The organism is Clostridium sp., from assembly GCF_036643715.1.
Classification (GTDB): Bacteria; Bacillota; Clostridia; order Clostridiales; family Clostridiaceae; genus Clostridium.
The window spans coordinates 17,822-23,410 of the sequence record NZ_JAVXRL010000045.1 but is presented as its reverse complement, the minus strand read 5'-3'; the positions used below and the strand labels follow the sequence as shown (position 1 = coordinate 23,410).

Below are 5,589 nucleotides of genomic sequence, written 5' to 3'. Positions count from 1 at the left end.
AGGAAACTCTTAGTCCAGAGGTTGGTAAGTTTTATATGGATATTTCTACTACTGGATTATTTAAAAAGAATTTAGCTCTAGGCCTAGCCACAATTAGTATTTGGACTGAATAGAAAATTATCTTTTATACATATAAAAAATGGACTGTATATAAATTTATTTTTACACAAATCTATACATAGTCCATTTTTTAACTACTTTTTAAATGTTATTACATCAACATTATCCATAATAGCAATTTTGCCTGTCTTTATCATAGGCGCTACTATTTTTATTATTTCATCCGCTCTCTTCTCAGTTGTAACTATATCAATTACTATTGGAAGTTTTCTTGATAATACTTCGATGAAATCTGCATGTATTTCCTTATCTTCTCCGAATCCTTCAATCCCTCTTATAATAGTCGCACCTGATATTTCGCTTGATTTTAATTTATCTATTATTGCTGTGTATAATGGCTTACCATCATATTTATCATTACCCTCAATAAATATTTTAACTAGTTTGCCTTTACTTCTTTCTTCCATATAAAATTCCTCCTATAAGTTAATTTTTTATACCATTACCCTTGCAAGCGCCATTCCTATAATGACACCAACAAAACTCAATACTACATTTAATCCTAAGTTGAAAGCTCCTAAAATATATTCTCCTGAATTTAGCATAGTTACTGTTTCATATGAGAATGTTGAAAATGTTGTAAGTCCTCCCATCATACCAGTTGTTAAAAACAACTTTGTATTTGGAGATACAATAGCTGTATCTAAACTTATTCTCATTACGAAACCTATAATAATTGCACCTAAAACATTTGCTATTAGTGTTCCATAGGGAAAGTCTGCCCCAAAAATTTTAGCTGCATTTACTGATATTAAATATCTTAATGCTGCGCCTATAAATCCTCCGCAGCCAACTATAGCTACCAATTGTACTTTTTGCATTTTTTCACCTCATATTTATAAAAAAAGCTAACCTTCCTACAGACTTATAGGAAGATATACTTTCCCAATTTTTCTGTAGGAGTCATTAGCTTTAAAAGCGGTTAAAGGTTAACTCCATAACCTATGCTTACATATAATATCATAAATATATTATATTGTTTATTTAAGTGTATTTCAATTTAAGTTTCTGTAAATAACATTAATGTTTCACTTATATTATTCTCTAAACTAATATAAATATTTTAAAACAAAAGGAGGAATCGTTAAATGGATAGAAGGCCAATCATAGGCATATCCGCTTCATTGACTATTGATAATAATAGCAAAATGCTTGGACGTAGACTAGTTTCCTTAAGTGAAAATTATGTTAATGCAGTACTAGCGTCTGGCGGAATACCTTTTGTTTTACCAATAAATAATAATTTAGAAATCATCAAAGAGTATGCAACTATAATAGATGGACTAATATTATCAGGTGGTCATGATATTAACCCTCTTTCTTATAATGAAGAACCAAGTCTACAGCTTGGAATGATACTACCTGAAAGAGATATCTTTGATATTTCTTTAGTACAAGAAGTTGAAAGATTAAATAAGCCTATACTCGGAATTTGTCGTGGTAATCAAATATTAAATATTTGCCACGGTGGAAGCTTATATCAAGATTTATCTTTAATGAATAGTAGTTTTATTAAGCATAATCAAGATGCTCCTGAATATGAAGGTACTCATACCGTTTTTATAGAATCACATTCTAACTTACGAAATATTATTGGTGAAAGTATACTTGTGAATTCTTATCATCATCAATGTATCGATAAGTTAGGTAGCGGTTTTAAAGTATCAGCGTTATCAAGAGATGGAGTAATTGAATCTATAGAAAGTATTTCTGGATCATTTAAACTCGGAATCCAATGGCACCCAGAGATGATGGCCTCTAGAAATACTCTAATGAAAAATCTATTTGATTATTTCATTTCAAAATGTAAATAGAAAAATAGCTGTTTCAATATTGAAACAGCTATTTTCTCTATTCGTACTTCTTTCTTTCTATATCGTCTAATCTATCATTTAGATTTTTTTCTATTTCTTCTATATTCTTATTTATTTCTTTTATTTTCAATATTTTACTGTCAATATCAGATATTATGCTTTGAATTTCACTATCATCCATTAGTACATTTTCTTTAATCTCTAATACAAGCATCTCACCAATTTTTTCATATTCTCTTCTTATCTCAACATTAATATCGTAAACTTCATTTTTAAGGTCTCGTATTCTCATTTTTGTTTCTACTTTTAAAGATGTACTTTTTGATAAAGATGATACATTCTTTGTTGCTACATCTGCTATTTCTTTCATACTATCTAAAAAACCCATTAAATTCATCCCCTTAAGTAAATAATATTCTATTATATAATACGGGGATTTAGCTTTTTTTGTTTCTTAATAAAGTAATTATTTTTTAGTGCATCTCCTTGCAAATATCTCACCAATTATAATAGTTATTATCGTTCCTACTAATACCGGTATCTTTAAGCTCATCTCCTCAGGTGTATTTTCAAGAGGAACTACACTTAATATTACTGATGCTACTAATAAAACCATAGGTACAATTGCAATAATTTTTATTTTAGTAGGACTACCACTTACTTTAAATGGTCTATTTGCATCTCCATCTATCTTTCTTAGCTTCAAGAATGCTGGGAAAAGCATTACGTATGATAGTAGTAATGCAACTACATTAAGTCCAAAGAATGCCCAGAAAATATCTTCACTTGGTATAAGTGGAGCACTTACAACTAATATTGTTGCTATTACTCCATTTAAAATGTTAGCACCTTTTGGCATTCCCTTTTTATTTACTGTTGAAAATACTTTTGGTAATGCATTATTATCTGCTGCATACTTTGCAGTAAAGTTAACTCCACTAGCCCATGAAATTAAATTTCCAGCAAGAGTGAACATAAACATTACTCCAATCATTACAACAAACCACTTAGCATTTCCACCAAGTAATAGATTAAAACTATCTATTAGTCCTCCATCTGAACTTAACTCATTTATTGGAACTGCAACGCTCATTCCAAACGCAGCTAATAAATAAAATACTGTTATTAAAACTCCACCTATAATTATTGCTTTTGGTATTTGCTTACTAGGATTCTCCATTTGAGATGCGAAAGATGATACAACTTCAAATCCCATGAAATTAAATATAATTACTGATAAAACTGATAATCCTTTAGGATCGAATGAAGGTAAGAATGTACTAGGTGAGAAATCATTTGCAAATCCTTTAGTTACAGCTACATATATTCCAAGTGCTCCTAGTGAAACCATTATGAAAACTTTAAATACAGCTGATATGTTAAGAAGTAACTTATTATCGCTCGCTGGTGAACTGCATACAAAAACAACAAACCATATAAAAACTAGTTGTATTATAATTGTAATCATTGTAGGCATTTCACTACCAAGTAACTGATTTAATATTCCAGTGAAAAGTACTGCTAGAGATCCTATCCAAAGTGGATAGTTAATCCAGTAAAACCAAGCTACTCTTGAACCCCATCTATCTCCAAAGGCCCTGTTAGTCCAATCAAACATGCCACCTTCACTTTCATAAGTCGTTCCAAGTTCTGCTGTTACAAGACCATAAGGTAAGAAAAATCCTATCGCAATTAATAACCACCAAAAATATTGAGAATTACCTATTGCGGCAGCCGGTGCTGCAGCTTCTGCTACTAATACTATACATACGGCTGCAAGAACCGACTCAAATAGTCTAAATTTCTTTTTTCCATTACTCATTACTTCACCTCATTTCATAAAATTAAGTCAAAAAAATCTTAATTTATTAATTAGTGCACATTGTTTTTTTAAATTTGAAACAATATGCACTAATTATTCATTGTTAATTGTGAATTATCGTTCCACTCTCTCCTGATATAGCAAGTGATGCATTTTCTAAGGATGCAATTATAGCTTTTCTATTTTTATTACCCTTTACAAACTGTATAGCAGCCTCAACTTTTGGTAACATACTTCCTGGAGCAAAGTGTCCTTCTTTGCAATATTTAATTGCATCTTCTACTGACATATCAGTTAAACTTTCTTGATTTGGCTTATTCCAATTAATAGATACTCTATCTACAGCTGTTAGAATAAATAAATATTCAGCTTCAACACTACTAGCTAATTTAGCTGCCGCAAAGTCTTTATCAATAACAGCTGGTATTCCTTCTAAATCTCCATTCTCATTTTTTATTACAGGTATTCCTCCACCTCCACATGCTATTACGATAAACTCATTATCAAGCATATTAAGTATAGATTCCTTTTCTATTATTTCTATAGGTTTTGGTGATGGTACCATCCTTCTATATCCTCTTCCTGCATCATCTTTAAAGACCATGTCTTTATTATTTTTCATTAATTTATCAGCAGCTTCTTTAGAATAATACCCTCCTATAGGCTTCGTTGGATTTTCAAATGCACTATCATTTATATCAACTAACATTTCTGTTACAACTGTTGATACATGCCAAGGCATCCCTTGGTTTTTAAGTTCATTTTTTATCCCTTTTTGCAGATGATATCCTATATATCCTTGTGACATTGCAGTACATTCTGGAAGCTCTACGCTAACTATCTTTTCATTTATTTTACTGCCTTCATCAAATGCAAGGTTAATCATTCCAACTTGAGGACCATTGCCATGAACTACTAAAATTTCATTTCCTTTATCAATTAATCCAACTAAAGATTTTGATGCTGTTTTTATCTTATCTTCTTGCTCTATGGGCGTATTACCTAATGCATTACCCCCAAGAGCTACAACTATCCTTGACATACAATCACCCTACTCCTTACTATTTGGTTTTGGTAACTGTTGTGTTATACAATGTATGTTTCCACCACCTAAAAGAATTTCTCTTGCATAAACTCCAACGATTTTTCTATCTGTAAAGACTTCTTGTAAAAGTTCTTTCGCTTTCTCATCCATAGGATCACCAAAGGTTGGATATACAATTCCACCATTAGCTATATAGAAGTTTGCATATGATGCTGCTAATCTATCACCTTCTTCACGTGGAAGTGTTCCATCTACAGTATCAACTCCTTTGCTTTCTTCTTCAGTTATTAAAATTGGTTTTGGAAGATATAGCTTGTGTACTTTTAACTTCCTTCCCTTTGCATCAGTTTCATTTGATAATATTTCATATGCTGACTTTGATATTTCATATTGTGGATCTTCTTTATCATCAGTCCAAGCAAGCAATACTTCTCCTGGTTTTACAAAGCAAAATATATTATCAACATGTCCATTTGTTTCATCATTAAATATTCCGTTTTTAATCCATATAACTTTATCAAGCCCTAAATATTCTTTTAAATTTGCTTCAATTCCAAGTTTTGATAGTTCAGGATTACGGCCTTGACTTAATAAACATTCTTCCGTTACAACGCAAGTACCTTCCCCATCGACATGTATTGAACCTCCTTCAAGTACAAATCCATTAGTTCTATATCTATCTAAACCTTCTAGTTCACATAACTTCTGTGCTATTTGATCATCTTTATCCCAAGGGAAGTATAATCCATCTACTAATCCTCCCCAAGCATTAAATTCCCAATCAACAC

At 31.2% G+C, this 5,589-nt stretch carries 7 protein-coding genes and 1 riboswitch; of the genes, 1 reads left to right on the top strand and 6 read right to left on the bottom strand.

All coding sequences use genetic code 11. From position 1 onward, the window contains the following. Window positions 1-194: 194 nt before the first annotated feature. Together RSF37_RS11830 and crcB are read right to left on the bottom strand one after the other, a co-directional pair. Window positions 195-527, bottom strand: a complete 333-nt coding sequence (locus RSF37_RS11830; protein WP_332564608.1) for a DUF190 domain-containing protein — start codon at window positions 525-527, stop codon at window positions 195-197. A gap of 27 nt (window positions 528-554) precedes the next feature. Next, the gene (gene crcB / locus RSF37_RS11825) at window positions 555-941 is read right to left on the bottom strand and encodes a fluoride efflux transporter CrcB (RefSeq protein ID WP_332564607.1); all 387 of its coding nucleotides are present in this window, start codon (window positions 939-941) and stop codon (window positions 555-557) included. Window positions 942-1,010: 69 nt separating this feature from the next. Further along, a riboswitch (Fluoride riboswitch) is annotated at window positions 1,011-1,072 on the bottom strand. Window positions 1,073-1,208: 136 nt separating this feature from the next. Here crcB and RSF37_RS11820 point away from each other — a divergent pair. After that, entirely contained in the window at window positions 1,209-1,934 is a 726-nt protein-coding gene (locus tag RSF37_RS11820) for a gamma-glutamyl-gamma-aminobutyrate hydrolase family protein (protein WP_332564606.1), read from the top strand. Between the two features lie 37 nt (window positions 1,935-1,971). On the opposite strand, the gene RSF37_RS11815 is transcribed toward RSF37_RS11820, so the two are convergent. The 4 genes from RSF37_RS11815 to aguA form a co-directional block, all read right to left on the bottom strand. Continuing rightward, a complete protein-coding gene (locus RSF37_RS11815) occupies window positions 1,972-2,322 on the bottom strand; it encodes a hypothetical protein (protein ID WP_332564605.1) in 351 nt (116 codons plus the stop codon). A gap of 78 nt (window positions 2,323-2,400) precedes the next feature. Further along, on the bottom strand, window positions 2,401-3,756 hold the full coding sequence (locus RSF37_RS11810) for an APC family permease (RefSeq protein WP_332564604.1): 1,356 nt from the start codon (window positions 3,754-3,756) through the stop codon (window positions 2,401-2,403). A 103-nt stretch (window positions 3,757-3,859) separates the two neighbouring features. Next, on the bottom strand, window positions 3,860-4,798 hold the full coding sequence (gene arcC / locus RSF37_RS11805; protein WP_332564603.1) for a carbamate kinase: 939 nt from the start codon (window positions 4,796-4,798) through the stop codon (window positions 3,860-3,862). A 9-nt stretch (window positions 4,799-4,807) separates the two neighbouring features. After that, window positions 4,808-5,589: agmatine deiminase (gene aguA, locus RSF37_RS11800; RefSeq protein ID WP_332564602.1), on the bottom strand; the 782-nt coding region annotated here is incomplete at its 5' end.